This window comes from Brevundimonas sp. RM1 (genome assembly GCF_052907225.1).
In genome coordinates, this window is the sequence record NZ_JBRERY010000003.1 from 216,914 (window position 1) to 242,562 (window position 25,649).

General features: G+C 69.0%; 26 protein-coding genes. 6 read left to right on the top strand and 20 right to left on the bottom strand.

From position 1 onward, the window contains the following. Nucleotides 1–36 precede the first annotated feature (36 nt). The 13 genes from ACU5AP_RS04805 to ACU5AP_RS04865 form a co-directional block, all read right to left on the bottom strand. Nucleotides 37–339 carry a hypothetical protein gene (locus tag ACU5AP_RS04805; RefSeq protein WP_076224290.1) on the bottom strand — a complete coding sequence of 101 codons (303 nt, stop codon included), beginning with the start codon at nt 337–339 and terminating at the stop codon, nt 37–39. 73 nt (nt 340–412) lie between these two features. Then, a complete protein-coding gene (glk, locus tag ACU5AP_RS04810) occupies nt 413–1,381 on the bottom strand; it encodes a glucokinase (RefSeq protein ID WP_128718791.1) in 969 nt (322 codons plus the stop codon). Nucleotides 1,382–1,392: 11 nt separating this feature from the next. Next, nucleotides 1,393–3,282 carry a phosphogluconate dehydratase gene (gene edd, locus ACU5AP_RS04815; RefSeq protein WP_128718790.1) on the bottom strand — a complete coding sequence of 630 codons (1,890 nt, stop codon included), beginning with the start codon at nt 3,280–3,282 and terminating at the stop codon, nt 1,393–1,395. Continuing rightward, nucleotides 3,282–3,983 carry a 6-phosphogluconolactonase gene (gene pgl / locus ACU5AP_RS04820; RefSeq protein ID WP_128718789.1) on the bottom strand — a complete coding sequence of 234 codons (702 nt, stop codon included), beginning with the start codon at nt 3,981–3,983 and terminating at the stop codon, nt 3,282–3,284. The genes edd and pgl overlap by 1 nt, the downstream gene beginning before the upstream one ends. Before the next feature lie 178 nt (nt 3,984–4,161). Next, nucleotides 4,162–5,616: a glucose-6-phosphate dehydrogenase gene (gene zwf / locus ACU5AP_RS04825; protein WP_446680866.1), complete on the bottom strand. Its 1,455-nt coding sequence runs from the start codon at nt 5,614–5,616 to the stop codon at nt 4,162–4,164. A gap of 47 nt (nt 5,617–5,663) precedes the next feature. Then, a complete protein-coding gene (hisIE, locus tag ACU5AP_RS04830) occupies nt 5,664–6,305 on the bottom strand; it encodes a bifunctional phosphoribosyl-AMP cyclohydrolase/phosphoribosyl-ATP diphosphatase HisIE (protein ID WP_446680867.1) in 642 nt (213 codons plus the stop codon). After that, nucleotides 6,302–7,069, bottom strand: coding sequence for an imidazole glycerol phosphate synthase subunit HisF (hisF, locus tag ACU5AP_RS04835; protein WP_446680868.1), 768 nt, complete (start codon nt 7,067–7,069; stop codon nt 6,302–6,304). The genes hisIE and hisF overlap by 4 nt, the downstream gene beginning before the upstream one ends. Then, complete coding sequence (hisA, locus tag ACU5AP_RS04840) at nt 7,059–7,817, bottom strand: 1-(5-phosphoribosyl)-5-[(5-phosphoribosylamino)methylideneamino]imidazole-4-carboxamide isomerase (protein WP_128718785.1); 759 nt, start codon at nt 7,815–7,817, stop codon at nt 7,059–7,061. The genes hisF and hisA overlap by 11 nt, the downstream gene beginning before the upstream one ends. Continuing rightward, nucleotides 7,814–8,413 carry an imidazole glycerol phosphate synthase subunit HisH gene (gene hisH, locus ACU5AP_RS04845; RefSeq protein WP_128718784.1) on the bottom strand — a complete coding sequence of 200 codons (600 nt, stop codon included), beginning with the start codon at nt 8,411–8,413 and terminating at the stop codon, nt 7,814–7,816. The genes hisA and hisH overlap by 4 nt, the downstream gene beginning before the upstream one ends. Before the next feature lie 169 nt (nt 8,414–8,582). Continuing rightward, nucleotides 8,583–10,016, bottom strand: coding sequence for an imidazoleglycerol-phosphate dehydratase HisB (gene hisB / locus ACU5AP_RS04850; RefSeq protein WP_088410471.1), 1,434 nt, complete (start codon nt 10,014–10,016; stop codon nt 8,583–8,585). A 130-nt stretch (nt 10,017–10,146) separates the two neighbouring features. Next, complete coding sequence (gene hisD / locus ACU5AP_RS04855; protein ID WP_128718783.1) at nt 10,147–11,454, bottom strand: histidinol dehydrogenase; 1,308 nt, start codon at nt 11,452–11,454, stop codon at nt 10,147–10,149. Beyond that, entirely contained in the window at nt 11,454–12,335 is an 882-nt protein-coding gene (hisG, locus tag ACU5AP_RS04860; RefSeq protein ID WP_128718782.1) for an ATP phosphoribosyltransferase, read from the bottom strand. Before hisG ends, hisD begins: the two co-directional genes overlap by 1 nt. A 9-nt stretch (nt 12,336–12,344) precedes the next feature. Beyond that, entirely contained in the window at nt 12,345–12,629 is a 285-nt protein-coding gene (locus ACU5AP_RS04865) for a YerC/YecD family TrpR-related protein (protein ID WP_112999704.1), read from the bottom strand. Between the two features lie 116 nt (nt 12,630–12,745). Here ACU5AP_RS04865 and ACU5AP_RS04870 point away from each other — a divergent pair, with 116 nt between their 5' ends. The 3 genes from ACU5AP_RS04870 (at nt 12,746) to ACU5AP_RS04880 (ending at nt 17,098) form a co-directional block, all read left to right on the top strand. Next, nucleotides 12,746–13,960 carry an NAD(P)/FAD-dependent oxidoreductase gene (locus tag ACU5AP_RS04870; protein ID WP_128718781.1) on the top strand — a complete coding sequence of 405 codons (1,215 nt, stop codon included), beginning with the start codon at nt 12,746–12,748 and terminating at the stop codon, nt 13,958–13,960. A 112-nt stretch (nt 13,961–14,072) separates the two neighbouring features. Beyond that, nucleotides 14,073–16,337 (top strand): TonB-dependent receptor, encoded by a 2,265-nt coding sequence (locus tag ACU5AP_RS04875; RefSeq protein ID WP_446680869.1) that lies wholly within the window; start codon nt 14,073–14,075, stop codon nt 16,335–16,337. A gap of 83 nt (nt 16,338–16,420) precedes the next feature. Then, entirely contained in the window at nt 16,421–17,098 is a 678-nt protein-coding gene (locus ACU5AP_RS04880) for a Fe2+-dependent dioxygenase (protein WP_128718779.1), read from the top strand. A gap of 7 nt (nt 17,099–17,105) precedes the next feature. Here ACU5AP_RS04880 and ACU5AP_RS04885 read toward each other — a convergent pair whose 3' ends face one another. From ACU5AP_RS04885 to ACU5AP_RS04905, 5 genes are all read right to left on the bottom strand, one after another. Beyond that, entirely contained in the window at nt 17,106–18,173 is a 1,068-nt protein-coding gene (locus ACU5AP_RS04885; protein WP_128718778.1) for an FAD:protein FMN transferase, read from the bottom strand. 55 nt (nt 18,174–18,228) lie between these two features. Beyond that, a complete protein-coding gene (locus tag ACU5AP_RS04890) occupies nt 18,229–18,744 on the bottom strand; it encodes a DUF2271 domain-containing protein (protein ID WP_128718777.1) in 516 nt (171 codons plus the stop codon). A gap of 11 nt (nt 18,745–18,755) precedes the next feature. After that, nucleotides 18,756–19,427 carry a PepSY-associated TM helix domain-containing protein gene (locus ACU5AP_RS04895; RefSeq protein WP_446680870.1) on the bottom strand — a complete coding sequence of 224 codons (672 nt, stop codon included), beginning with the start codon at nt 19,425–19,427 and terminating at the stop codon, nt 18,756–18,758. A 63-nt stretch (nt 19,428–19,490) separates the two neighbouring features. Next, nucleotides 19,491–21,092 carry an ATP-binding protein gene (locus ACU5AP_RS04900; RefSeq protein ID WP_128718775.1) on the bottom strand — a complete coding sequence of 534 codons (1,602 nt, stop codon included), beginning with the start codon at nt 21,090–21,092 and terminating at the stop codon, nt 19,491–19,493. A gap of 117 nt (nt 21,093–21,209) precedes the next feature. Further along, nucleotides 21,210–22,598 (bottom strand): UDP-N-acetylmuramate--L-alanine ligase, encoded by a 1,389-nt coding sequence (locus ACU5AP_RS04905; RefSeq protein ID WP_128718774.1) that lies wholly within the window; start codon nt 22,596–22,598, stop codon nt 21,210–21,212. Nucleotides 22,599–22,677: 79 nt separating this feature from the next. Between ACU5AP_RS04905 and ACU5AP_RS04910 the strand changes: the two genes are divergently transcribed. Next, nucleotides 22,678–23,517: an LD-carboxypeptidase gene (locus ACU5AP_RS04910; RefSeq protein ID WP_128718773.1), complete on the top strand. Its 840-nt coding sequence runs from the start codon at nt 22,678–22,680 to the stop codon at nt 23,515–23,517. Between the two features lie 7 nt (nt 23,518–23,524). Here the strand turns inward: ACU5AP_RS04910 and ACU5AP_RS04915 are convergent, their stop codons facing one another. Beyond that, nucleotides 23,525–24,016, bottom strand: a complete 492-nt coding sequence (locus ACU5AP_RS04915) for a retropepsin-like aspartic protease family protein (protein ID WP_003166129.1) — start codon at nt 24,014–24,016, stop codon at nt 23,525–23,527. Between the two features lie 76 nt (nt 24,017–24,092). Continuing rightward, entirely contained in the window at nt 24,093–24,311 is a 219-nt protein-coding gene (locus ACU5AP_RS04920) for a DUF1289 domain-containing protein (RefSeq protein ID WP_128718772.1), read from the bottom strand. Between the two features lie 165 nt (nt 24,312–24,476). On the opposite strand from ACU5AP_RS04920, the gene ACU5AP_RS04925 reads away from it, so the two are divergent. After that, complete coding sequence (locus tag ACU5AP_RS04925; RefSeq protein ID WP_162938831.1) at nt 24,477–24,638, top strand: hypothetical protein; 162 nt, start codon at nt 24,477–24,479, stop codon at nt 24,636–24,638. Nucleotides 24,639–24,764: 126 nt separating this feature from the next. Continuing rightward, the gene (locus ACU5AP_RS04930) at nt 24,765–25,562 is read left to right on the top strand and encodes a crotonase/enoyl-CoA hydratase family protein (protein WP_128718771.1); all 798 of its coding nucleotides are present in this window, start codon (nt 24,765–24,767) and stop codon (nt 25,560–25,562) included. Nucleotides 25,563–25,649 lie beyond the last annotated feature (87 nt).

A 25,649-nucleotide genomic window follows, 5' to 3' on the forward strand; every position in this document is an offset into this window, starting at 1 on the left:
GATCGCGACGGGGCCCTTCTTCTGTGCAATGTCAGCTTAGGACTTCGGCGGGGTGTTCGAGGTGGTCATGCCGCCGTCGCGATTGCCGGCCTCAGCCTTGATGGCGTCGGCTTTTTCATCGGCCTTCTTCTCCACGGCGTCCGCCTGAGCGTTCAGGGCGTCGGCCTGGGCTGCGGTCGGGGCGGCGTCGGCCTGGTTCTCAAGCTGGGTCGCCGTCACATCAGCCTGAGCCTCGACGGCGTCGGCGCGGGCGTCGGCCTCCTTTTCGGCCGGGTTCTGGCAGGCGGCCAGGCCGGTCAGGGCGGCGATGGAGACGGCGGCGAGAACGAGTTTGCGCATGATGGTGCTCCAGATGGTTGAGCCTTGGAAACTCGCTGGATCACATTCGGTTCACGCACCTGTGATCACATTTTCAGCCCGCCTCGGCGAAGGCCACGCGCGCGGCGCCCAGCAAGGCGGCGTGTTTATGCAGGATCACCTTGGTCGGAATGGCGGCCATATAGTCCTGGAACCGACCCTTGCGCTCGAACCGACGACGGAAGGGGCTGGCCTGGATGAAGGGCAGGATGCGCGGCGCGATCCCGCCGGCGATATAGACCCCGCCGCGCGCGCCGGTGGTCAGGGCGATGTCCCCGGCGACAGCGCCCAGCATGGCGCAGAAACGGGCCAGGGTGGCGCCGCAGGGGCTGTTCGGATCGTCCAGCGCCTGGGCCGTGATCTGGGCGGGGTCGTCGATGTGGGTCTCGCGACCGTCGATCTCGGCCAGGGCGCGGTGCAGGTTCAGCAGGCCCGGCCCGCAGATCAGCCGTTCGATCGAGACGCGGTCGTAGCGGCGGCGCAGGATGCGCAGGATTTCGTCTTCGATTTCGTCGCCAGGGGCGAAACAGGCGTGGCCGCCCTCGCTGGGCAGGGCCATCTCGCGGCCGTGGGCGTCGCGCGCCAGGGCGGAGACGCCGAAACCCGTTCCCGGCCCGACCAGGGCGATGGCGGCGTGGGGATCGCCCTGGGCCGGGCCGCCCAGAGACGCCAGTTCGTCTTCGGGCACGATGGGCGCGCCCCAAGCCAGGGCCTCGAAGTCGTTGATCAGGCGGATCGGGTTCAGCCCCAGCGTCTGAAGCTCGCCCTCCGACACGCGCCAGGGCGAGTTGGTCAGGTCGATGGCGCCGTCCGTCACCGGCCCGGCCACGGCGATGACGCCGCCCGTCGGCTTGACCGGGCAGCCGTCGAGATAGGCCTTCACGCCGTCCAGAAAGGTCGGGTGGGTCTCGGCGGGGAAGCTCTCGAAATGCTCCAGCCGGGGGCGACCGTTGACCATGCGGGCCAGGGCGAAGCGGGCGTTTGTGCCGCCGACGTCGCCGACCAGAAGCAGGGGATCGGTCATACGGCTCTCCTTCAGGCGTCCACGGCGCGATCGACCAGGTTGGGATCGGGCGGGCCGTCGTCGTGGCCGTTCGCGCCGATGGGGGCGACGAAACAGACGCTGGCCCCTTCCTCCGCCGTCGACACCGCCTGACGGAAGGCGCCGAACAGCTCGCGGCCATAGCCCCAGGACGAGCCCTCGGCATGGGCGCGCGAGCGCGTCGCCGCCGGACGCGCGCCCAGGTCGCCGACCCCGACCGTGGTCAGCACACCGGCCTCCGGGTCCAGCCGGATCAGGTCGCCGTCGCGCACGTGGGCCAGGGGGCCGCCTGCTAAGGCCTCGGGGCTGACGTGGATGGCGGCGGGCGTCTTGCCGCTGGCGCCCGACATGCGGCCATCGGTGACGAAGGCGACCTTGAAGCCCTTGTCCTGCAGCACGCTGAGCGCCGGCGACAGGCTGTGCAGTTCGGGCATCCCATTGGCGCGCGGTCCTTGGAAGCGCAGCACCACCACGACATCGCGGTTCAGCTTGCCGTCCTTGAAGGCTTGAAGCGCGTCTTCCTGCGTTTCGAACACGGCGGCGGGGGCCTCGACGATGCGGTTCTCAGGCTTCACCGCCGAGATCTTGATGACCGCACGGCCCAGATCGCCTTGCACCAGCCGCAGGCCGCCCTCGCGGTCGAACGGGTCCGAGGCGGGGCGCAGGATGCTGAGGTCCAGACTCTCCTTCACCGTGTCGCGCCAGACCAGTGCGCCGTCCTCCAGCCGGGGCTCCTTGAAATAAGGCTCCAGCCCTTGGCCCATGATGGTGGTCACGTCGGCGTGCAGGTTGCCCGCCTCAACCAATTCGCGGGTGACGAAGGCGACCCCGCCCGCCGCCTGGAAGGCGTTCACATCGGCCGAACCGTTCGGATAGACCCGCGCCAGCAGCGGCGTGACCGAGGACAACTGGTCCATGTCGGTCCAGTCGATCAGCACCCCCGCCGCGCGCGCCATGGCGACCAGATGGATGGCGTGATTGGTCGAGCCGCCGGTGGCCAGCAGGGCGACGATCATGTTGACGATGGTCTTCTCCGACACGACGTCGGCCATGCGTCCGCGCCCCTCGCGCGCCAGTTCGATCGCCCGCTTGGCCGCCGCCGCCGTCAGGGCGTCGCGCAGGCCGGTGTCGGGATGGACGAAGGCGGTCGAGGGCAGGTGCAGCCCGGCGATCTCCATCATCATCTGGTTGGAATTGGCCGTTCCGTAGAAGGTGCAGGTGCCGGGCGAGTGGTACGAGGCGATCTCGCTTTTCAGCAGTTCGGCGCGGTCGATCAGGCCTTGGGCGTATTCGGCGCGGATGCGGGCCTTCTCGGCGTTGGGAAGGCCGCTGGGCATAGGCCCGGCCGGGGCGAAGACCACCGGCAGATGGCCGAAGGCCAGGGCGCCCATGAACAGGCCGGGAACGATCTTGTCGCACACCCCCAGCATCAGGGCGGCGTCGAAGGCGTCGTGGGTCAGGGCCACCCCTGTCGACATGGCGATGACGTCGCGGCTGAACAGGCTCAGCTCCATGCCGGGGCGGCCTTGGGTGACGCCGTCGCACATGGCCGGGGTTCCGCCCGCCACCTGCGCCGTGGCTCCGACCTCGCGTGCGGCCTTGCGGATGATCTCCGGAAAGTGCTCGAACGGCTGATGCGCCGACAGCATGTCGTTATAGGCGGTGACGACGCCGAGGTTCGGCTGGGCGCCGGTCATGGCTGTCAGCTTGTCCGCCACCGTCTGCCCGGCGAAGGCGTGGGCCCAGTTGGCGCAAGACAGCTTGGCCCGTCCCGACCCGGAGCCGGTCGCCGCGTCCATGCGGCGCAGATAGTCGGCGCGGGTCTTGCGGCTGCGTTCGACGATGCGGGCGGTGACCTCGGCCACCACAGGATTGAGCGCCATCAGTCGGCCTCCGTCCAGAACACTTCAAGGGGGGCGTTCGCCGCGATCAGGGCGGCGATGGGGCTGACGTCGGGATCGCTCGCCGCCTCACGCTCGAATACGGCGCGCTTCTTGGCCCCGGTTAGGGCCAGCACCACCCGCCGCGCCGAGACCAGCCACGGCAGGTTGAGCGTCAGCCGCTCCTGCGGCGGCCCCGCGCCGTCGCGTCCGGCCGGCACGCCGTAGACGGCAGGCTTGAGGCTGGGCGTCAGCAGGGTGGTCAGCGTCGGGCTGCCGGGGAACATCGAGCAGATATGCCCGTCCGCGCCCATGCCCAGCAGAACGGCGTCCAGCGGGCGGCCCTCAGCGGCCAGCGCCTGAGAGGCGAGGGCGGCCGCGCGATCCACCGTCACGGCGGGGCTGTAGAGCGGGATAAACCGCGCGGCGGCGGCCGGGCCGTTCAGTAGGGTGCGCTTCAGCAGGGTCGCGTTCGAGTCCGGCGAGGTTTCGGGCACATAGCGTTCATCCACCAGCGTCGCCGTGACCTGGGCCCAGTCGAGATCGGCCTGCGCCAACCGCGCATAGACGGGCGAGGGCGTCGATCCGCCCGACCCGGCGAACAGGGCGCGCCCGTCAGCGGCCACCGCATCCGCCAGCGCCGTAGCCAGCCGATTAGCGGCGGCCTCGGCCCAAGTATCGTGGGTGGGAAAGGCCTGGATCATACTGACACCTTCCTTCTCTCCTCGAGGGAGAAGGTGGGCCGCAGCGCGGCTCGGATGAGGGGCTGGCCGGATACAGACGCGACGTCAAAGGTCGAGCGGGCGGACACAGCCCCCTCATCCGTCCTGCTCCGCAGGCCACCTTCTCCCCTGAGGGGAAAAGGAAGAGAGTTTGCGTTTCTCATCGCACGTTCCATTTCCGCCCCGTGCGCGACAGAAGCAGATCGGCCGCCTCCGGTCCCCAACCGCCCGCCGCATAGTCCAGCGGTTTGCACTCGCGACACGTCCAAGCGTCGGCGACTTCATCGACCCATTTCCAGGCCTGCTCGGCCTCGTCCCGGCGCACGAACAGGGTGGAGTCGCCGTTGAGGGCGTCCAGCAGCAGCCGCTCATAAGCGATGCGGCGGCGCGGAGGGGCGCCGTCCTTGCCGTCTTGCCCCCACGACAGGCTCATCCGGATCGGCTGAAGCTGCATCCGCTGCTCCAGCCCTGGCTTCTTGTTCATCACCGACAGGGAAATGTCCTCGTCCGGCTGAAGTTCGATCACCAGCCGGTTGTCATAGATGTCGCCGCGCTCTCCGTGGCCGAAGATGGAGTGGGGCACCGGCTTGAACTGTATGACGATCTCGGTGCGCTTTTCGGCCAGCCGCTTGCCGGTCCGCATGAAGAAGGGCACCCCCGCCCAGCGCCAGTTGTCGATGTCGGCGCGGATGGCGACGAAGGTTTCGGTGTCTGATTTCTGGCCGCGTTCGGCCTCATAGCTCTCGACCGGGCGACCCTCGACCTCCCCGGCCGTATACTGGCCGCGCACGGTGACGCGTTCGGCGTCCTCGGCGGTGACGGGGCGAAGTGAGCGCAGCACCTTCACCTTCTCATTGCGCACCGAGTCCGGGTCCAGATCGCTGGGCGGCTCCATCGCCACCAGACACAGCAGCTGCAGCATATGGTTCTGCACCATGTCGCGCAGGGCGCCGTATTCGTCATAATAGGGCCAGCGGTCGCCGACGCCGACCGTTTCTCCGATCGTGATCTGCACATGGTCGATGGTGAGATTGTTCCACAAAGGCTCGAAGATGGCGTTGCCGAAGCGCAGGGCGATCAGGTTCTGCACCGTCTCCTTGCCGAGATAGTGGTCGATGCGGAACACCTGGCTCTCGTCAAAGGCGTGAGCCACGGCGTCGTCGATGGCGCGGAAGCTTTCCAGATCGCGCCCGACCGGCTTCTCCAGCACGATGCGGTCGTCGGGACCGGCCAGACCGGCCGTCTTCATCGCCGTGACGATGCGGCCGTAGAGCGAAGGCGACACAGCCAGGAAAGAGGTGATCGGGCCATCGCTCGTCAGCGCCTTCACCGCGCGCAGGCTTTCGGCGTCGGTGGCGTCCACCGCCAAGTATTCGAGCCGCCGGGTCAGGCGCGCCCAACTCGTCTCGTCCCAGGCGTCAGCGGCCTCGGCGCGGGGCTGCACCGCCTGACGCACCTTGGCGATGTAGTCCTCGGCGGTTTCCTGCGACCGGGCGGCGCCGATGATCTTCAGTTCCGGCGGCAGAAGCCCGTCGTGATCCAGGAAGTAGAGCGACGGCAACAGCATCCGCATGGCCAGGTCGCCGCCGCCGCCGAACAGGATCAAAGCCGCCATCTTGAGGCCTCCCTTGCAGAAGATCGGCCCGCCAAGCGTGACCGTGGTCAGCCAGAGTGATTGGCCGGTTCCGCCCGCTGGGCCAAGACGTCCAGCACGTCCTGAAACACCATGTGACGCGCGTGCAGAAGCACCAGTAGGTGATAGATCAAATCCGCCGCCTCGCCGGCGAGTTCCGCATTATCTCCCGCCGCCCCGGCCAGAGCCGTCTCGACGCCCTCTTCGCCGACCTTCTGGGCGGCGCGTTTGGGCCCCTGCGCGATGAGGCGGGCGGTCCAGCTGTCGTTGGGGTCGGCCTGGGCTCGGACATGGATGGTGCGCTCCAGCCGCCCGATGCGGCCCAGGCCGGGCGCGTCCTCCTCGCCGAAACAGCTGATGCGGTTCAGGTGGCAGGCGTTTCCGACCGGGCGCACCTTCACCACCACGGAGTCGCCGTCGCAGTCGGGCGTCACCGAGACGACGTTGAGGAAGTCGCCCGAGGTCTCGCCCTTGCGCCACCGTCCGCCGCGCGAGCGCGAGAAGAAGGTGGCCTGTCCGCTGTCCAGCGTCTCGCGCAGCGCCGCCTCGTCCATATAGGCAAGCGTCAGCACCTGAAGGGTGTCGGCGTCCTGCACCACGGCCGGGATCAGCCCGCCGCCCTTGGCGAAGTCCAGTTGGGAGAAGTCGATCTGAGAGATGTCGAGGGTCATATCCTCACCTCCACGCCTTGCGCATCCAGGTAACGCTTGAGTTCCGGAATCGCGATCGCGCTTGAGTGAAACACGCTGGCCGCCAGCGCGCCCGACACGTCCGCCTCCACGAACACATCGCGGAAGTGCTCGGCAGCTCCGGCCCCGCCGGACGCCACCAGCGGAATGGTCAGCCGCCGCCGCGCTTCGGCCAACTGGTCCAGGTCATAGCCGCGCCGCACCCCGTCCTGATCGATGCAGTTCAGCACGATCTCGCCCGCGCCCAGCTCCTGCGCCTCGACGATCCACTCCATCGTCAGCCGTCCGGCGCCGCGCCGAGCATCCGGATCGCCGGTGTATTTGTGCACCCGCCATTCGCCGCCCTCAAAGGCGCTGTCGACGCCGACGACGACGCATTGCCGCCCCAGCCGCGCGGCCATCTCGCCGATCAGTTCGGGCCGCTCCAGCGCGGGCGAGTTGATCGACACCTTGTCCGCCCCGTGATCGAGGCAGCGCGCCGCCTGCTCCACGTTGCGGATGCCGCCTGCGACGCAAAAGGGGATGTCCAGCAACCGGGCGATGTCCTGCACCCAGCCATAGTCCAGCGTCCGCCCCTCGGGGCTGGCCGTGATGTCGTAGAAGACCAGTTCGTCGGCGCCCTGATCGCGATAGCGCGCGGCCAGTTCGGCGGCGTCGCCCATGTCGACGTGGCCCTCGAACCGCACGCCCTTGACCACGCGACCGTCCTTCACGTCGAGGCAGGGGATGATGCGCCTAGCGGTCATTGGCCGAAACCGGAGCCATGTTCACGGCCTTGATGGCTTCGGCCACGGTGAAGCGGCCGGCGTAGAGGGCGCGGCCCGTAATGGCGCCGGCGCAGCCGATGGCCTTGGCGGCGATCAGGTCGTCCAGACCAGCGGCCCCGCCCGAGGCTTGAATCTCCAGCTCGGGGCGACGGCGGATGGCCTCTGACAGCAACTCTTGGTTCAGGCCGGTCAGGGCGCCGTCGCGACCGACGTCGGTGATCAGGATGTGGCGCAGCATGCCGACCGGATAGCGCTCCAGCACGCTCCACAGATCCACGCCCGACGACTGGGTCCAGCCCTTCAGGGCGGGCACGGGCAGGCCGTCCTCGTAGCGGACGTCCAGGGCCAGGGCGATGGCGTCGGGGCCGAACTGCTCCAGCCATTTCAGCACCTGATCCGTGTCGGTGACGGCCAGCGAGCCGATGACGACACGGCTGATCCCGGCGCCCAGCAGGTGCTCGATATCCTTTGCCGAGCGGACGCCGCCGCCGGATTGGACCTTGATGTCCACGGCCCGGGCCATGTCGCCGATCAGTTCATACTGACGCGCCTCGCCCGCCTGGGCTCCATCCAGGTCGATGACGTGGATCCATTCGGCGCCCTCGGCGGCAAAGGCCGCCAGCCGGTTGGCGGGGTGGGAATCATAGCGGGTCACGTGATTGAAATCGCCGTGCAACAGGCGAACCGCATGGCCCTCGATCAGGTCAATGGCGGGATAGATGATCACGCGGGCAACTCCAGGAAGTTCTTTAGAATACGCGCGCCGAGCGCGGCCGACCGTTCCGGGTGAAACTGGCAGCCCCAGCGGTTGGCGCTGTTGACCACGGCGGGCACGGGCGCGCCATAGTCGGCGGCGGCCAGGGTCGCCGGACCGTCGGGGCAGACATAGCCGTGGACGAAATAGGCCCAGTCGCCGTCTTGCACGCCGTCCAGCAGCGGGTCGTCGCGGCGGATCGTCAAGCGGCTCCACCCCATGTGGGGCGAAGGGCGCGACGGGGCGGGAAGGATGGCCTCGACTCGACCGGGGATCAGACCCAGCAGGTCGGCCTCGCCGTCTTCTGCGCTGACGTCGAACAGCAGCTGCTGGCCGAGGCATACGCCCAGCAGCGGACGTGGAAATCGGCGCAGCGGTTCGATCAGGCCCAACGCATTCAGCCGCTGCATGGCGTAACCGGCCGCGCCGACGCCGGGCAGGATGATCCGCTCTGCTTCAGCCACATCGGCCGGGTCGTCGGTGATCCGCACCCGCGCGCCCAGCCGTTCCAACGCGAACCGCACCGAGGCCACATTGCCCGAGCCGTAACCGATCAAGGTGACGTTCATCGCTCTTCTCCCCTTGTGGGAGAAGGTGGGCGCCGGAGGCGCTCGGATGAGGGGGGTGTGTCAGCATGCAGGACGGCTGACGTTGAGGATGAGGCCAGCGCACCCCTCATCCGACCTGCTCCGCAGGCCACCTTCTCCCTCAAGGGGAGAAGGGAAGCAGCGGCCGCCATCACAGAACGCCCTTGGTGCTGGGCACGACATCGCCCTCGACCCGGATCGCCTGTCGCAGGGCGCGGCCCAGCGCCTTGAACACGGCCTCGGTCTTGTGGTGGTCGTCGTCGCCGGTGACGCGGACGTGGACGGCCGCGCCCAGATTTTCGGCCAGCGATCGCACGACGTGCGCCGTCAGATCGGTGCGGTAGTCGCCCAGCATCGGCGTCGCGAACGTCCCCTCGAACACCGGATAGGGCCGCCCCGACAGGTCGATCGACACCGCCGCCTCGGCCTCGTCCATCGGCAGGACGAAGCCATAGCGGCCGATGCCGCGCCGCTCGCCCAGCGCCTGTTTCAGCGCCTGACCCAGCGCAATGGCGCAGTCCTCGATCGTGTGGTGCGGGTCGATGTGCAGGTCGCCCTCGCACGCCAGACGGATGGAGAATCCGCCGTGCGCCGCCACCTGTTCGATCATGTGGTCGAAGAAACCGACGCCGGTCTCGATCTTCACCGGCCCGGCGCTGTCCAGATCGACGGCGCAGACGATGCGCGTCTCCTTGGTGTCGCGAATGGCCTGACCCGTGCGGTTGCGCCGCGCGGCCGGGCTGGCGGCGCCGAGCGCGGCCAACAGGCGGTCGTTGACCTCGGGCTTCAGCGAGACGGGCAGGCGCACTCGCTCGCCCGCCGGATCGGCGGCCAGGCCGTAGCGGCGCAGGGCCTCCACGGCGCCCGCCGGGTCCGAGGGTTTGGCGATGATCACCGGCCCGACCCCGGCTTCCAGCGCCATGATGCGCGACAGGGCCTCGGCGACGCGGGCGCGCTCGCGGCGCACGGCGCTGATGCGTTCGGCCGTCTCCATCATCCGCGACGGGTCCAGCGCCTGCATCGCCAGCCGCACCGAGATCTCGGGCAGGGCGTAGGGCTCAAGCACGCCGGCCAGCCGCGCCAGCGTCTGCGCTTGCGCGACCGCCGCCCCGACCCGCGCCCCGGCCAGCCCATAGGCCAACGACAGGCTGCGCAGCACGATCAGATTGGCGTGGTCCTTCACCACGGCGGCGGCCGAGGGCGCCTCGGCGAACTCGACCAGCCCTTCGTCCACGACCAACAAGGCGGGGGCGACGCGCTCGGCCATCTCGGCTACGGCCTCGGACGAGCCGAGGGCGCGGACGACCACGGCGGCGGTGTCGGCGTCTTCGGCCAGGCGGGCGTAGAGGGCGGCCAGTTGCGTATAGGGCTCGGCGTCGGGCGCCTGCACCCTCAGCCCGTCACGCGCGGCCACGCGCCAGACCAGTTCCAGCCCGTGCGTCAGTCCGCGCGTCGGCAGCGCTTGATCGGCGCCGACGCCATAGAGGGCGGCCATGCGGGCCGCCAGCACGGCGGGCTCGGCCGGATAACGCTCCAGACCGTCGCCGCCCGACACCAGTGGGGGATAAGGGGCGGGCAGCGTCATGATCCTTCTCCCCTCGTGGGAGAAGGCAACCTGCGCAGCGAGACGGAGAAGGGCGAAGCCAGCACACCCCTCATCCGAGCGCCTCCGGCGCCCACCTTCTCCCTCAAGGGGAGAAGGAAGAGGTTGTTGGTCATCCCGCACTCCTCAGATCGGCGGCCCTGGCGTGGGCTTCCAGCCCCTCCAGCCGCGCCAGGGCAGCGGCGACAGGGGCCAGGGCGGCGGCGCCCGGCTCGGTGACGGTCTGTACCGACATGGTCGTCATGAAGCTGGCGGTGGTGACGCCGCCCAGCGTCCGCGCCGCGCCGTCGGTCGGCAGGACGTGGCTGGGCCCCGCCGCATAGTCGCCCAGCGTCTCCGCCGCCCAGCGCCCGACGAAAACCGCGCCCGCCGCGCTGATCCGCTCGACCAGCCGTTCGGCCTCTTGCGTCTGGATCGACAGGTGTTCGGGGCCGTAGAGGTTCGCCACCTCGCACGCCTCGGCCATGTCGCGCACGCGGATGGCGCGGGCCTCGGCCAGAGAGGCGCGGGCGATGGCGGCGCGCGGCAGGCTGTCGACCTGGCGTTGGACCTCGGCGATGATCTCGTTCAGGGCCGTGCCGCTGTCGGACACGAGGATCACCTGAGCATCGGCATCATGCTCGGCCTGACTGAGCAGGTCGGCGGCGACGATCTCGAAATCGGCGTCGCGGTCGGCGATGACCAGCAGTTCCGACGGCCCCGCAGGCAGGTCGCAGGCCGGGCCGCCGGGCAGGGACGAGGCGTAGCGCTTCGCCTCGGCCACATAGGCGTTGCCGGGACCGAACAGCTTGTCGACGGGCGCGATGACGCCGTCTTCCAGTTCGGCGCCGAAGGTCAGGGCGGCGATGGCCTGCGCTCCGCCCAGCAGCCACAGCTCGTCCAGCCCCGCCTCGGCGGCGGCGGCGATCATGGCGGGGTGGACCGAGCCGTCCTTCGACGGCGGCGTCACGGCGACGCGCCGCCCGACCCCGGCCACGTCCGCCGGTATGGCCAGCATCAGCAGCGATGAAAACAGCGGCGCCGTTCCGCCCGGAACATAGAGGCCGGCCGAGCCGATGGGCCGCCAGACCAGCTTGGACTTCACGCCGGGCGTCGTCTCGATGAAGGGCGTGTCCTCTGGCCGGGTCGCCTGATGGAAGACGCGCACATTGTCGGCGGCGACGCGCAGGGCGCGGGCGGCGGCGGGCGGCAGGTCGCGGCGGGCCTTGGCGGCGGCCGTCTCGGTGACTTCGATGCGGCGCGGCGGGGCGCCGTCCAGCCGGGTCGCCCAGTCGGTCACGGCCTCGCCGCCGCGCGCCCGCACGTCGTCGAAGATCTCGCGCACCACGCTGGAGACGAAGCCTTCAGTGCGGCGCTGCGGGCGGGCCAGGGCGGCGGTGCGTCCGGCGGCGTCGAGTTGGTTCCAGTCGATACGCTTCATCACATCATCTTCTCGATGGGCAGGACCAGGATGGCCGACGCCCCTTCCGCCTTCAGTTTCTCCAATGTCTCCCAAAAGACCGCCTCCTGACAGACGGCGTGGACGGCCACGGCGTCGTCGCGCCCCGACAGGGGCATGACGGTGGGCGATCCGGCGCCGGGCAGCAGGGCGGTGATCCGGTCCAGCGCCGCGCGCGGCGCATTCAGCATCACGTATTTGGCCCCTTGCGAGGACACGACGCCCGCCATCCGCTCGACGATGGAGTCCAGCAGGTGTTGAAGCCCCGCCTCAGGCGGCGTCGGCGCCTTGATTAGCACCGCCTGGCTGTCCAGCACCGTCTCGCGCGCCGTCAGCCCGTTGGCCTCCAGCGTGGCGCCCGTCGAGACCAGATCACAGATGGCGGCGGCCAGCTTCAGCCGCGGCGCCACCTCTACCGCGCCGCGCATGGTGACGATGTCGGCCTGGACGCCCGCCTCATTCAGAAAGCGGCGCAGAATCCTGGGATAGGAGGTGGCGATCCGCAGGCCCTGCAAGGACGACAGCCCGGCGTAGTCCAGCCCCGGCGGCGTCGCGATCTTCAGCGTGCAGCGGCCGAAGCCCAGCGGCATGACGACCTCTGCATTCGGCCCGCCGTTCCTGACCTCTTCCAGCACATTCTCGCCGACGATGCCCAGATCGCAGACCCCGTCCGCCACGAAGGTCGGAATGTCGTCGTCGCGCACCCGCAGCAGGTCGATCGGATAGTTCTCGATCCGGTACAGCAGATCGTTGTTGCCCTTGATCACGCGCAGGCCCGCATCGCGGACCAGATCGAGGCTGCGTTCGGCCAGGCGGCCGGATTTCTGGACGGCGATGCGCAGCCGCCCCTGAACCGTACTCATGATCTCAACTCAGGCTTTCAGTCTGTCCAGCACCAGCCGATAGCCCTGGTGCGGCATGTCCTTCAGGGAGCGCGCGACGCGCACGACAGTGGTCGGGCTGGCCGGCGCCTCGGCGGCGATCTCGCGATAGGTCTTGTCCCCGGCGTCCAGCATCCGCGCCACCTGCCACCGCTCGGCCATGGCGCGCAGCTCGGCCGGAGTGCACAGGTCGGCCAGGAAGGCGTCCGCCTCCTCCCGCGTTTTCAGCGAAAGCAGGGCGTCCAGCAATGCGGTCCTGGCGGCGTCGGTGCTCATGGCGCGTTCCATTATGCTGTAACAATGGAACGGTCAACCTGCTTCCCGGTCTGTCGTGCTCAGAATGGATGCAAAGGCGGTGGCGCTTCGCTTCCGGCGTCTCTATCTGCGCTGTCATGAGCAAGGTTGTGATCATCGGCGCGGGACACGCGGGGGGCTCGGCGGCGGCGCTGCTGAGGCAGTATGGGTTTGAGGGCGAGATCGTCCTGGCGGGGCAGGAAAGCGCGCCGCCCTATCAGCGGCCGCCCTTGTCGAAAGCCTGGCTGAAAGGGGAGGCGGGTCTGGAAGACCTGCTGCTGCGCCCCGAGAGCTTCTACGCCGAGCAGAACATCGCCCTGCGCACCGGCGTCACGGCGAGCGCCATCGACGCGGCCGCCAGGACCGTGACCTTCGCCGACGGAACGGTCGAGACCTACGACGTGCTGATCCTGGCCACCGGCTCGACGGCGCGCAAGCTGGCCCTTCCCGGCGCTGACCGGCCCGACCTGCTGGAGCTTCGCACCCTCGACGACGCGGAACGGCTGAAGGCCGTGCTGGCGCCCGGCAAGCGGCTGGCGGTGGTCGGCGGCGGCTATGTCGGGCTGGAGGCGGCGGCCTCGGCCCGCGCCCTGGGCGCCGAGGCGGTGGTGATCGAGCGCATGGACCGGGTGCTGGCGCGCGTGGCGTCTCAGCCCCTGTCGGCCTTCTTCACCGATCTGCACAGGAAGCATGGCGTTGAGATCCTGACCGGCGTCGAGGTCGCTGGGTTCGAGGACGCGGGCGTGCGTCTGGCGGACGGGACGCTGATCGCGGCGGATACGGTGCTGGTCGGCGTCGGCGCCTTCGCCTGCGAGGCCCTGGCGCGGACGGCGGGACTGACGTGCGAAAACGGCGTAGTGGTCGATGAGACCGCCCGCACCAGCGACCCGAACATCTACGCCATCGGCGATGTGACGCGGCGGCCGATCCCGGTCCACGGCGGCGTCATGCACCGGCTGGAGAGCGTGCCCAACGCCCTGGAGCAGGCCAAGCAGGCGGCCTCGGCCATCGTCGGCCGCGCGGCCCCGGCGCCGGAAGTGCCGTGGTTCTGGTCCGACCAGTATGACGTCAAATTGCAGATCGCGGGGGTGCCTTTCGACGCCGATCGCCAACTGGTGCGCGGCGATCCGGCCGGCGGCGCCTTCTCGGTCTTCCACCTGAGCGGCGAACGCATCGTGGCGGTGGAGGCGGTCAACGCCCCAGCCGACTTCATGGGCGGACGCCTGCTGATCGGGAAGGGGACAGCGGTGGACGACGCCCTGCTGGCCGATCCGACGGTGTCAATCAAGGCGGTCGCCAAGCCCCAGGTGTGACCTGCGTGTGACACCTGATCCGCAAGTGCGATTTAGTCGCAGGAGTCAGATTGTCGCACCTTGAAATGGTGCTAATGCGAGCCGGTCTCAATCAATGGCCGGTTTCCTCCTCATGTCCGACACCCGCTCCGCCGCCCTCAAGGCGCTCCTGTTCGCGTCCAGCGCCGCCGGCATGCTGTGCGCCGCGCCGGCGATCGCGGCGGCTGACGAGGCCGCGCCCGCTGATGGGGTGATTAGCCAGGACGCCACCAACCTGGGCACGGTGGATGTGCACGGCCATCGCGTGAAGCGCGAGCCGAAGGATCCGCAGTTCGTCACGCCCCTGGTCGACACGCCGCGCACCGTGACGGTGATCCCGCAGCAGATCATCGAACAGACCGCGGCCACCTCCTTGCAGGACATCCTGCGCACCTCGCCGGGCATCACCTTCGGTGCGGGCGAAGGCGGGCAGCCCCTGGCCGACCGGCCCTTCATCCGCGGTCAGGCCTCTGGCAACAACATCTTCGTCGACGGCATCCGCGACACCGGCGGCCAGCAGCGCGAGGTCTTCAACCTGGAGCAGGTCGAGGTCATCAAGGGCGCCGATTCCGTTTACTCGGGTCGCGGTTCGGGCGGCGGCAGCATCAATCTGGGCTCCAAGTCGCCGCGTCTGACCAACTTCGTCCATGGCTCGGCCGGCGTCGGCACGGACGACTATCTGCGCGGCACGGTGGACGCCAACTGGCAGGTCGGTCCGACCGCCGCCATGCGCCTGAACGTCATGGCCTCGCAGGGCGACGTGCCGGGCCGCAACGGCGTCGACTTCGACAAGTGGGGCGTCGGGGCTGCGGTCGCCGTGGGCCTGGGCGCGCCGACGATGCTGACGGTCAGCTACTACCATCTCGACAGCAATCAGACGCCCGACTACGGCGTCCCGCTCTACACCAAGCTGGGCGGGGCGACCGGGCCGCGCCCGGACGCCTCGGGCGTGCTGGACGTGCCCTATGACAGCTTCTACGGCCTGAAGGCGCGCGACTATCTGAACAATACGGTCGACAGCCTGACGCTGGAGGTCGAGCATCGCTTCAGCGACACCCTGGCCCTGCGCAACGTCACCCGCTACTCTCAGACGCTGAACGATTATGTCGTCACCAACCCCGGCGACGGCGGCGCGGCGCAGCAGATCAATGGCGTCTGGTGGATGAAGCGGGGTCTGAAGTCGCGCTGGAACCCGGCCGAGACCCTGGCCAACGTCACCGACCTGCACGGCTCCTTCCTGACCGGTTCGGTCAAGCATGACTTCGACGTCGGTCTGGAGCTGGCGCGCGAGAAGAACCGCAACGCCTCCTATACGGTCACGACCTTGACCGGCACGGCCTGCCCGGCGCCGTTGACGGGCCTGGACTGCACCCAGGTCTATGCGCCGAACCCGAACGACCCGTGGACGGGCACGATCACGCGCGGGACCGAGACATATTCGGACACGGATGCGCTGGGGCTTTACGCCTTTGATTCCGTCAGCCTGGGCGAGCGGTGGAAGCTGAACCTGGGCCTGCGCTACGACCGCTATGACGTCGAAGGCACGGAGCTGCCGCGCGGCGCTACGGCGCCTGTCATGCGCGAGGCGGACTGGGACTTCGTCAACTATCAGGTGGGTCTGGTCTACAAGCCGACGGCGAACAGCAGCGTCTACGCCTCCTTCTCGACCGCTTCGACGCCGCCCACGATCTCGGCGGGCGATCAGAACGGCGTCGGTGGCGTAGGCAGCGGCAACCTGGCCAGCACGGTGTTGGATCCGGAGCAGACCGAGAGCTTCGAAATCGGCGCCAAGGCCAATCTGTTCAACGACCGTCTGGCGCTCAGCGGCACCCTGTTTCACCTGACGCGCAAGGACGCGGCCATCGAAGTGGAGCCGGGCCTGTTCGAGCAGGCGGGCGAGACCAGGGTGCAGGGCGTGGAGCTGGGCGTGTCGGGCAACATCACCGACAAGTGGCAGGTCTTCGGCGGCTACACCTGGATGGACTCCGAACTGGTGCGCGGCGCCTATAGCAGCGTCAACCTGGGCGACCCGCTGGCCAATACGCCCGAGCACAGCGCCAGCCTGTTCACCACCTACCGTGTCCTGCCCAAGCTGAGCCTGGGCGGCGGCGTCTATTACGTCTCCAAGTCCTGGGGCGGAAACCAAGGCGGGGCCGGCGGCGGCGCCAACCGCGTCTATGCGCCGGAATACACCCGCGTCGACCTGTTCGCCTCCTACGACATCAACGACCGCGCCTCAGTGCAGCTGAACGTCCAGAACGCCGGGGATGAGGAGTACATCATCCGCACCAACGGCGTGCACCACGCCGACGTGGCCCCGGCGCGTCAGGCTATCCTGACGCTGAACGTCCGCTACTAAGAGGCCGCGTTTCGCGCCATCATGTCGGCCCCGTCGTTCGTTCGAGCGGCGGGGCCGATGCGTTTCCAGACGGTGAGAGAGCCATGCTGCTGCACATCCCCGAAGTCTTCACCAAGGCCGAGGTGAAGGCCCTGCGTCGGACGCTGGACGCCGGACACTGGGCTGACGGCAACATGACCTCGGGCCATCAGTCGGCGACGGCCAAGCGCAATCAGCAACTGCCCGAGGACAGCGCCCAGGCGCGCGAGGTGTCGGCGCTGGTCGTCCAGGCGTTGAACGCCAATCCGATGTTCGTCTCGGCCGCCTTGCCGCACACGATCTTTCCGCCCCTGTTCAATCGTTATGAGGGCGGCGGCGAGTTCGGCACCCACGTCGACAACGCCATCCGCCAACGCGACGGCCATCGCATTCGCAGCGATCTGTCGGCCACCCTCTTCCTGTCGGAGCCTGAGGACTATGACGGTGGCGAACTGATCATCGAGGAGATGTACGGCGCCCAGTCGGTCAAGCTGCCGGCGGGCGATCTGGTTCTCTATCCGTCCAAGAGCCTGCACCGGGTGACGCCCGTGACGCGCGGCGCGCGCGTCTCCAGCTTCATGTGGCTGCAGAGCCTGATCCGCGACGACGCCGACCGCGAGACCCTGTTCCGCCTCGATGTGGCGATCCAGCGGGTCAATCTGGACAAGGGACCGAAGGACGCGGCGGTGATCGAGTTGACCGGCGTCTATCACAACCTGCTGCGGCGTTGGTCCGAGGTCTGACGCTCCCTCAGGCGTCGTCCAGCATGGCGGCGAAGGCGGGGGTCATGCGCTCGATCAGGCCGTCAGGCGTGCGTTCGGTGAAATGAGCGGCCAGGCCCAGGGCCTCGGCCAGTTCGGGCCCCTCGATCGGGCCCAGCACGGTCAACGCCGTGGCCAGGGCGTCGGCGCGCATGGCCGAGGCGTCGAAGACCGTGACCTGGGCCAGGCCGTTGTCGACCGGCCGCCCCGTCGCGCCGTCCAGGGTGTGCGAATAGAGCCGCCCCTCATGGGGGAAGGCGCGGCGCCCCTCGCCCGAAGTCGCCATGGCTAGGTCGACCAGAGCCGCCACCGTGCGCGGCGCGGGCGATCCGGCGACGACCTCGATCTCGACCCACCAGGGTTGGGCGTCGGGCTTGACGCCGCGTCCCTTCAGCTCGCCCCCGATCTCGACCAGGTGCGAGGTCGCGCCCAGGGCGCTCAGCCGGTCTGAGACGCGATCGACCGCATGGCCCTTGGCTATGCCCGAGAAGTCCAGCTTCATGCCGCCGATCTGGATCGCCGCCTGGGCCTCGCGGTGCAGCCTCAGCTTCTGCCAGCCCGAGACGGCGCGAGCCGCCTCGACCTCTTCGTCGGACGGCAGGGGCAGCAGGACCGAGCGCGGTCCCGGCGGGCCGAAGCCCCACAGGTCGACCAGGGCGCCTAGGCTGGGATCGACCGCGCCGCTGACGTCGTCGGCCAGATCCAGCGCCTGGGTCAGCAGGGCCCAGAAGTCGTCCGACAGAGCCCAGGTTCCGGCCGGAGCGGCGTTGAAGCGGCTGATCTCGCTGTCGGCCTCCCACGGGCTGAAGACGGCGACGATGCGGGCCAGTTCTTCCTCGACCGCCGCCGCGAAATCGCCCTGGGCGGCGCCCGGCGGCGGAACCAGCCGCACCGACCAGGTCGTGCCCATGGTCTCGCCCGACAGGGACCAGATCAGGTCGCTGGGCGGCCGTTCGGGCGCGCCGGTCATGGGCGGGATCAGAACGCGGTCGTCGCGTCGGCTGTCGTCCGGCCCTCCGATCAGGATCGGCGAGGGGGCGGAGGCGGATCGTTTCATGGGGGGCGCAACGGTCTGGCTGAAAGAGACGAAGGCCCCTTATGACTGGGATCGTTCAGCGGGTCACGGCGACGCGCACGGCGCGCAGTTCGGATGATCCCGTCCCGGAGGCCGTATTGGCCGCGCCCCAGTGGAAGGGCACGCGCACGGACTCGCGCCCGCCCATCTCGCGCGCCGCCTCGACGACCAGCGTGTACTGCCCGGCGGGCAGGTTCCGCAGGCGCGCGCCGGGCACGTTGACGGCATGGCGGCCGGGGGCCTTGGTCGGGCCGGAGATTCCGTCGGCGGGCATGGCCATGGCCCGGCCGCCCTTGCGCCACCAGGCGCGCAAATCCCTCAGCCAGTCTGTGCCGTCGCCCTGACTGTTGCGGCTGCCGGGGTGATACCAGACGGCCAGGGTCTGGACCGCCCTCTGATCCGGCTTTTCGATCCACACGGCGACATAGGGGCGGTGATAGGCGGCGCTGTTGATGCGCGGCAGCTCGATCGACACCGACAGGTCGGCGGCCAGGGCGGGCGCGGCGGCCGCTGAAAGACCCGCAGCGGTCAGGATCAGGGGAAGCGGACGCATGAGGCGGCTCCTCAATGGATGAAGAACAGGGCGAGCACGACGGGGATCAGCAGCCCCAGCCCGACCAGCGGCCAGGTCAGGGGCCGCCGCCAGGCGTGCAGCCACAACAGGCCCAGCCCCGTCAGGGTGAAGACGATGCAGGCGACGGCGAAGGCGTCGATGAACCAGAACCAGGCCGCGCCGGTGTTGCGGCCCTTGTGTAGGTCGTTGAGCCAGGCGACCCAGCCGCGCGTGGTCTTTTCATGCAGGGCCTCGCCCGTCGCCCGGTCGATGGTCAGCCAGGCGCCCCCGCCGGGCATGGGCAGGGCGACGTAGATTTCCTCGGCCGTCGTCTCGGTCGGCTTTCCGGCGATGCGGACGTCGAAGGCCGCGTCCGCCCAGCGCGCCACGGTGTCGGGCGCGGGATTGGTCGTCTCCTGAGGAAACTCGGCCAGCCGCGCCAGCAGAGGGGCGGGCAGGACGGCGGTCTGTTCGCGCACCACGGGCTCGGCCGGGATCTGTGCGGCGTGGTTCAGGGTGACGCCCGTCACGGCGAACAGCAGCAGGCCGATCATGCTGACCGCCGCCGAAATCCAGTGCCAGCTTTGCAACTGTCTCAACCAGAAGGCGCGCGCGGGCGGCCGTGCGGCCTTGGTCTTCGGCTGGGCGGCGGGCTTTGCAGAAGAGGCGGCGGCGTCGGTCACGCCCTGGCCTTGCCACGAAATGCAAATGACTTGCAACTGCGACTATCGGCGCCGCTGATCCGGTCAGGCGGCCTGAGCGGTTTGTTCGCGCGACAGGACCAGGCGGATGGCGTTCAGCAGGGCCTCGGGCTGGATCGGCTTCTGCGCCACTCCGTCCATTCCCGCCGCCAGATAGTCCGCCTCGTCGCGCGGGTCGGCGTTGGCCGTCAGCGCAAGGATCGGCAGGGCGGACGCGGGGCCGGGCAGGGCGCGGATGGCGCGGGTGGCGGCGACCCCGTCCATCACCGGCATCTTTACGTCCATCAGGATTAGGTCGAAGGGCGCCGTCGTCGCGCACTCGACCGCCTGACGACCGTTCTCGGCCGTTTCATGGGTGCAGCCGAACAACTCCAGCACCTTGCCCGCCACGAAGCGATTGGCGGCGTTGTCGTCCACCACCAGGACGTGCAGGGTGGGGTGGGCGGTGGGATCGGCCATGGCGCCGTCGTTGCGGCGTCCATCGGCCTCGGCCAGCGGCAGGCGCAGCTCGAAGCGGAAGCGCGCCCCGCCCTGGGGTGATCGTTCGACCGCCAGGCGTCCGTCCATGCGGTCTATGATCTGGCGGCAGATGGCCAGACCCAGCCCCGCGCCCGCGCCCTGGCGGCCCGCGTCGCCGGTGTTGAAGGGTTCAAAGATGGCGCGCGCGGCGTCCTCGCTGACGCCGGGGCCGCTGTCGTCGACCGTGGCGGACAGGCGCACCTGTCCGTCCTCCAACGCCGTATCCAGGCGCACCTCGACGGCGCCGCCTTCCGTGAATTTCAAGGCGTTGCCGATCAGATTGTTCAACAGTTGCTTCAGCCGCATCTCGTCGCCGACGATCCAGCGTGCGGCGCGCAGATTGCCATGGACGCGCAGATCCAGCGCCTTCTCTTCGGCGCGGGGGCTCCACAGGGCCGAGAGGTCCGCCGTCACCGCCTGAAGGTCCAGAGGAGCGGGCTCCAACGTCAGCATCCCGGCTTCGGCGCGGGACATGTCCAGCGCATCGGTCAGCAGGCGCAACAGGCTGTTTCCGGAGTCCAGGATGGTGCGGACATGGGGGCGCAGATCCTCCTGCGTCAGCTGGCGCTCCATCAAGGCGGCCACCCCCAGCACCCCGTTCAAAGGCGTGCGGATCTCATGGCTCATGACGGCCAGGAATTCGGACTTGGCCCGGCTGGAGGCGCGCGCCTCGGCCTCGGCGCGGACCAGGTTCTGGGCCAGCTCGGCCATGGCTTCGGCGCGGCGCTTGTGGATCGCTACCCCGGCCTGAAGCACGTGCAGCCCGGCGCCGACCCCGACATAGCGGCCGCGCGAGACGACGATGAAGCCTTTCAGCAAGGCGCCCAGCCCCGCCGTGTCCATCGAGGCGAACAGGACGTCGGCCGAGGCGTCGGCTTCGACCATCATCGGATCAGGGTCCATCAGGGCCGAGATCGGGCGTCGGGCGTAGAGGGCGCGGCCGAACTCGGCGGCCAGCTTCAGGGTGAAGGCGTTGCGCTCGATCAGGCCGACGGGGCGTCCGTCGGCGTCGGCCACGGCGATGACCAGGGTCTCGGGCTCGGCCTCGAAACGGGCCAGGGCGTCGGCCCCCGGCGCGTCCGGCGCCATGGGCGCCGAGGCGTCCACGAAGTCTCCGATCCTGGCCATTTCCAGCCGTCTCCTGCTTCTTGCGAGAGCAGGGTTAGGCCAGGGCGCTTAACAGGCGCTTTGCCGGAAGTGAATGTTTTGCAAGGCTAATCTTACAGATAGTCCGAGAACGGACGATCAGAGACGCGCCAGCAGTTCGGCCGCAAAGGTCGACAGGCTGTCGTCGCGCGCGCCCATGACCACGATCCGGTCGCCGGACTGAGCGATTTCGACGATGCGGTCGCCGCAGTCGGCGCGGGTGGCCAGGGCCTGCGCCTGACGACCCGCCGCGCGGACGCCCGCTGCGATGTCCTCGCTGCCGACGCTGCGGTCGGTGGTGCCGCCGTAATAGACCGGCTCGGGCATCAGCAGCACGTCGTCACGGCGCATCAGACCGGCGAAGCCTTCGATGAACTCGCGCTGCATCAGCTTCAGCGGGCCGAAGCCATGCGGCTGGAACAGGATCAGCAACCGCCCGTCGAAGGCGTGCAGGGTCTTCAGGGTGGCGGCGATCTTGTCCGGGTTGTGGGCGAAGTCGTCGATGACGGTGACGCCGTTTCGCGCGCCCACCACCTCCAGCCGCCGCCGGATGCCGCTGAAGGTCTCCAGCGCCGCGACCGCCTGATCCATGCCGACGCCCAGGGCCTTGACCGCGCCCAGCGCCGCCAGGGCGTTGGCGACATTGTGCGCGCCCGGCACGTTCAGTCGCGCGGCTCGCGCCGCCTCGCCGCGCACGCGCAGTTCGAACGTCATGCCGGTGGGCAGCGGTTGCAGGTCGTGCGCCGACAGATCGGCCTCTTCCTCGCCCAGGGCGAAGGTGATCGCCTTGCCCGTCTCCAGGGTTTGCGCCAGCGCCGCCGTCTCGGGGTTGTCGAGGTTCAGCACCGCCGTCGTCGCCCGGCCGACGAAGCCGCCGAACAGGTCGCGCAGCTCCTCCATCGACTTGTGGTCCAGCGAGATGTTGGAGACGACCGCCACCGTCGGGTCATAGCGGGCGATGGAGCCGTCGCTCTCGTCCACCTCGGCCACGAACAGATCGGGTCCGCCGATCAGGGCGCTGGCGAACGGGTGGTCGGCGTCGGCGAAGTTCTTCATCACGGCGCCGTTGACCACGGTCGGCGCGCGGCCCGCCTGATCCAGGATCCAGGCGATCATGCCGGTGATGGTGGACTTGCCGCTGGTGCCCGCCACGCCGATCGAAGTCGGAGCGGCGTTGAACAGTTCGCTGAGCAGCTGGGGCCGGGTCTTGATGAGGGCGCCGACGCGTTTGGCCGCGCCGATGTCGGGCACGGTGTCCTCGACGGCGCCAGTGGCGACGACCACCTGATCCTTGCTCACCACGCCCGATCCGTCCTGCGGGTGCAGGGTCACGCCGTGGGCGCGCAGCCAGTCGAACTTGTCCGGCGTACGGCCCTGATCCAGGGCGCGGTCGGAGCCTGCGATGCGGTGGCCTTGCGCCTGAACGATCATCGCCAGGGGCAGCATGCCGGAACCGCCGACGCCGCAGAAGAAATAGTCTTTGTTCATCGGCTTGATTTCAGGGCTGGAAACCGGGGAATGTCCGGCGGCCTGACTAGCACGTGAGGCGCCCGAGGCCACCCCGTCCATGCAGACCAGACCGTTCCGAATCGGCGTCGTCAACGCCAGCTCCCGCCTGGACCCCGCGCGGGGCGAGGCGATCCGGGCCTGGGCGGCGGCGACCTGGCCGAGCGGCGAGGTCGAGCTGGTGCTGCATCCGGCCCTGTTCGAGGCGCACGGCCATTTCGGCGGCGACGACGCCACCCGCGCCCGCGCCTTCGTCGAGACCGCCAACGATCCCGATATCGACGCCGTCTGGTTCGCGCGCGGCGGCTACGGCGCCTGCCGCATCGCCGAGGCGGTGATCCCCGAGCTGACCGCCCACGCCTACGCCAAGCGTTACCTCGGCTATTCCGACGCGGGCAGCCTGCTGGCGGCGCTGTATCGCGCGGGCTTTCCCCATGTCGCGCATGGGCCGATGGCTTCGGACGGGTCGCGCCATGACGCCACGGGCCTGCGGGCGGTGAACTGGCTGCGGAGCGGCGACGCGACGTCGCTGGAGCCGTCCCTGCTGACCGACGCCCGGCCCGCCGTCGGCTTCAACCTGACCATCCTCAATGAACTGGTCGGCACGGCGATCGAGCCGGACCTGACCGGCCACGTCCTGATGCTGGAAGAGGTGTCCGAGGCCCTCTATCGCGTCGACCGGATGATGTTCCACCTGACCGGCCAGGCCTCGATCCGCCGTGTCGCGGGCATCCGTCTGGGCCGGGTGTCGGACGTGACGGCGAATGATCCCGACTTCGGCCTGACGGCGGAAGAGATCGTGCGTTACTGGTGCGTGCGCTCCGGCATCGCCTATCTGGGCGACGCCGATATCGGCCATGACCGGGACAACAAGGTCGTGCCCTTCGGTCGGCGCGGCTGAGGCGCGTTCAGCCCCTCAGGATCAGGCCGTCGGGCCGCGCCTCGAAGGCCGACAGGCGGCCGAGGAAGCTCATGCCCAGCAGGGCCGCGGGCATGTCGCGATCGACGACCAGCGCCTCGACCGAGGTCATCTCGACCCCCGCCACCGACAGGGAGGTCAGCAGCACCCGCGCGGCGGGCACCTGGCCCGAGGCGGTGTTCAGCGTCTGGTTGAAGTCATGCGGTTTCAGCCGCACGCCCAGCCGTTCGGCGTCGGCGCGGCTCAGCGTCACCACGCTGGCGCCGGTGTCGACCAGCATCCGCATCGGCCGTCCCTCGACGGTCGCCTCGGCCCAATAGTGGCCGTCGGCCGCGCGCGTCACCGACGGCGCCTCCTTCAGGGCCACGGCGGCGTAGGCCTGGGCCGGGCCTTCCCACCACATCAGGGCGCCGATGCACGCCGACGCCGACGCCAGGGCGGCGGCGAAAACGACAGCGGAGCGCGGGTCAAAGCGGATCATGAAGCGGACTATGCCGCCTTGGTCTTCCCATGCGGTGAAGCGACGTGGCGAACGAAAGGTTGACGACCCAGGGTCTTCATTCGCCCAGCAGGCGGGGATCGATCCGACCCTTGCGGCTCGACAGGTCGGCCATGACGGCGGCGCGGGCCTCGTCCGTCATTCGGCTCCAGGTCGCGATCTCCTGAAGCGTGCGGAAACAGCCCAGGCACAGGCCCGAGGCGCCGTCGACGGTGCAGACCATGACGCATGGGCTGGCGACGGGGCGCGGCGGGCGAGGAGCGGGGGCTTCGGTCATGATTTGTGACGCTATCGCTACAATGAGTCCGAGAGCGGACTATAATTCTTGACTTTTTCCACAGCTTCGCTATCTTGATCGTCGACGCGAAACGACTGACAGGGTGAGAGTCCCAATAAGCACGACGTGTCTTCTTTCATCGTTCAGCGAAAGGAGACGCCAAAAATGAACGAAAACAAAGAGCGCAATCTCCAGCACGCCATGCTGTCCTTCGCCTTATTCGGCGGGATGCTGGTGAACACGAAGCAGATGAACGGCGCAGGCGACCGCGTGGTCAGCCATCCGTCCAACTTCGTGCCCATAACGATCAAACGGCCGCGCGCGTAGTCGCGAGACTGGATGATCCAACCAGAAGCCCCGGTCAGAACGACCGGGGTTTTTCAATTCCGCCCTTGCCATCCCGCCGCGCCCTGGCCGACACCGACAGCTCCATTGGAGAAGAGGAAGCGCGGCATGGGTCTGATCGTCGAAGAGCGCAAAGGCGCGGTCATGGTCTGGACCCTGGATCGGCCGGACCGTCTGAACGCCCTGCCGGGCCTGGAGGACGGCGAGGCCTTCGCCGCCGCCTGCGACGCCGTCAACGCTGATCCCTCCATCCGCTGCGTGGTGATGACGGGGGCCGGCCGCGCCTTTTCGGCAGGCGGCGACCTGAAGGCGATGAAGGACCGCCGCGACCTGTTCGAGGGCTCGGGCGCCGCCATCCGCGAACGCTATCGCCGCGTCGTCCACCGTATCGTGCGCGCCCTCTACGGGCTTGAGGTTCCGCTGGTGACGGCGGTCAACGGCCCGGCCATGGGGTTGGGCTGCGACATCGCCGGGCTGGGCGACATCCGCATCGCCTCGGACCGCGCCAGCTTCGGCGTGCCCTTCATGAAGCTGGGCATCATTCCCGGCGACGGCGGTTCGTGGCTGCTGCCCCGCAATATCGGCTACAATCGCGCCGCTGAACTGCTGTTCACGGCCCGCTCGATCGACGCCGCCACGGCCGAGCAGTGGGGTCTGGTCAATCGCGTCGTTCCGCATGAGTCCCTGATGGACGAGGCGATGGAGACGGCCGGTCAGATCGCCGCCCAGCCGCCCCAGGCTCTGCGCATGGCCAAGACCCTGCTGCGTCAGGGCCGCGACATGAATTTCGATCAGATGTTGGAGTTGTCGGCCGCCATGCAGGCCCTTGCCCATCTGACCGACGACCACATCGAAGGCGTGACGGCGGTGCTGGAGAAGAGGCCGGGGGAATTTACGGGCGCATGATCCATTAAGGCCCTTCGCCGTCGGGAGGGACGCGAGAGGACTGGACAGTAAAAAAGGGGCCTCTTGCGAGGCCCCTTTCCGTATTCG